Consider the following 1737-nt stretch of genomic DNA (forward strand, 5'->3'; position numbering starts at 1 on the left):
GCTTCAGTTTTTCAGAAAGCACGTAGTCACTGAGGTGACGTGCAACAGTCGATTCGTGAATACGAAGAGCTTGAGAAATCATCGTCTGACTCCAACCTTCAGACGCAAGTAAAACCGCTTTGATGCGGTCACGCACTCGACCATCACGAGTGGAATCGTGCATCTCTTCGAGTTGTAGTTTCTGTTGGGGAGTCAATATTAGTTTCATGGTGCGTAGCATGATCCTGATTCTAAAGAAAATCAAGCATCTTCAATGATCACGGGTATACACAATTAATTATTGATGGAATTAAAAGTTGTGTAGCATATAATTAATATTGGTTTTTTGTTGTAAATGCATGTCTATCGAAATAAGGAAGTTAAAAAGTGGTGCTTAAATCAATAAAGGTAAAAACGTTATTTCTCATACTTTCTCTAGTGACAGTGTTCCTTTTTTTATGTTTGGTTATGATTTTTATGATTGAGGAAGGAGTTGTTAAGACTACTATCATTTCAACTGGATATATTGAGCTTGCAATGGGCGTGTTGATTGTTTTTAGTATGATTATCTGCCAATTTACTATGCTCAGGGTTGTGAGGCCGATTGATGTTTTTAATCGGCATATGGACCAATTGAATAACTTTGATGTTAGACCTGGACCTGTTTGTGAGTGGTTGAAAAACAACCCTAATAGAAATGATGAATTTTCATCTCTTGCAAATAAGTTGAAATCTTTCAGGGAGCCAATACATAGCCTTCTCTTTTCATTATCTAATGAGAGTGTATTGAAATTAGGTGAGGCGCAGAAGGAGATATCTAATGCAATCAGTGTCGTTTCAGATAATTCAAAGTTAGAGTTATCTGAAGTGGAACAATTGGCTTCTGCTACTGTTGAGTTGTCCGCAACCGCTAATGATGTAGCACATCGAGTTCACGATGCTGAGTCTGCTGTATTGTCCACACTTGATACTATTAATTCGAGCAGGGCTGCTTTAATCTCCAGTGAAGATGCAACCCAAAGTATGGGGACATCAATGAAGGAATCTCGAGAAATTATGAATACTCTAAGGGGGCATTCAGATACGATAGGTTCAGTGGTTGACGTTATAAGAAATATTTCTGACCAAACAAATTTATTAGCATTGAATGCTGCTATAGAAGCAGCTAGAGCGGGTGAGCTAGGAAGAGGTTTTGCTGTTGTTGCTGACGAGGTTAGGTCATTGGCCTCAAAAACTCAGTCTTCTACAGAGAGTATTTCTGATAATATTATAGAGCTTCAAGAGTTATGCCAAAGAGCTCAAATAGTTATTGATGGTAACTCTACCGTCATGGGAAAGTCGATCAGCTCAGTAGGTGAGGTTCAAGCTGGATTTGAAAATATTGCAGGAAAAGCTACGTCGATATCGGATATTAATACTCTTGTTGTAACAGCATCAGAAGAGCAGACTGCTGTTACATTGGATATATCTAAGCGTTTGGAAGAAATTAATGCACTTGTTAAAAGTAATACCCAAGGGCTTGATGAAGTTCAACGAATTAATAAGATAGTATCGTTAGTTTCAAAAGATATTGAGGAGAAGGTGCAGAAATTTGTAGTGTAATTTAGAGTTGATTTAACGTAACTGCACTTAGCGCGTACCTAAACATAAACCAATACTTTTGCTAGTGCGATGCTACTCATCGCATTAGCTCTTCATAAGTAAATTTACCATACCTGTAGTTATTGATGATTTACTAATTTAGCGAAAGCGCTGGCA

Annotated in this window: 2 protein-coding genes; one reads left to right on the plus strand and one right to left on the minus strand. The window is 37.8% G+C overall.

Annotated elements, in window-relative coordinates:
• Nucleotides 1-208: helix-turn-helix domain-containing protein (locus KIV40_RS18885; protein WP_285350737.1), on the minus strand; the 208-nt coding region annotated here is incomplete at its 3' end.
• A gap of 158 nt (nt 209-366) precedes the next feature.
• Between KIV40_RS18885 and KIV40_RS18890 the strand changes: the two genes are divergently transcribed.
• Nucleotides 367-1581: a methyl-accepting chemotaxis protein gene (locus KIV40_RS18890; protein ID WP_285350739.1), complete on the plus strand. Its 1215-nt coding sequence runs from the start codon at nt 367-369 to the stop codon at nt 1579-1581.
• Nucleotides 1582-1737: the final 156 nt, after the last annotated feature.

The sequence above is a fragment of the Vibrio sp. D173a genome, from assembly GCF_030248475.1.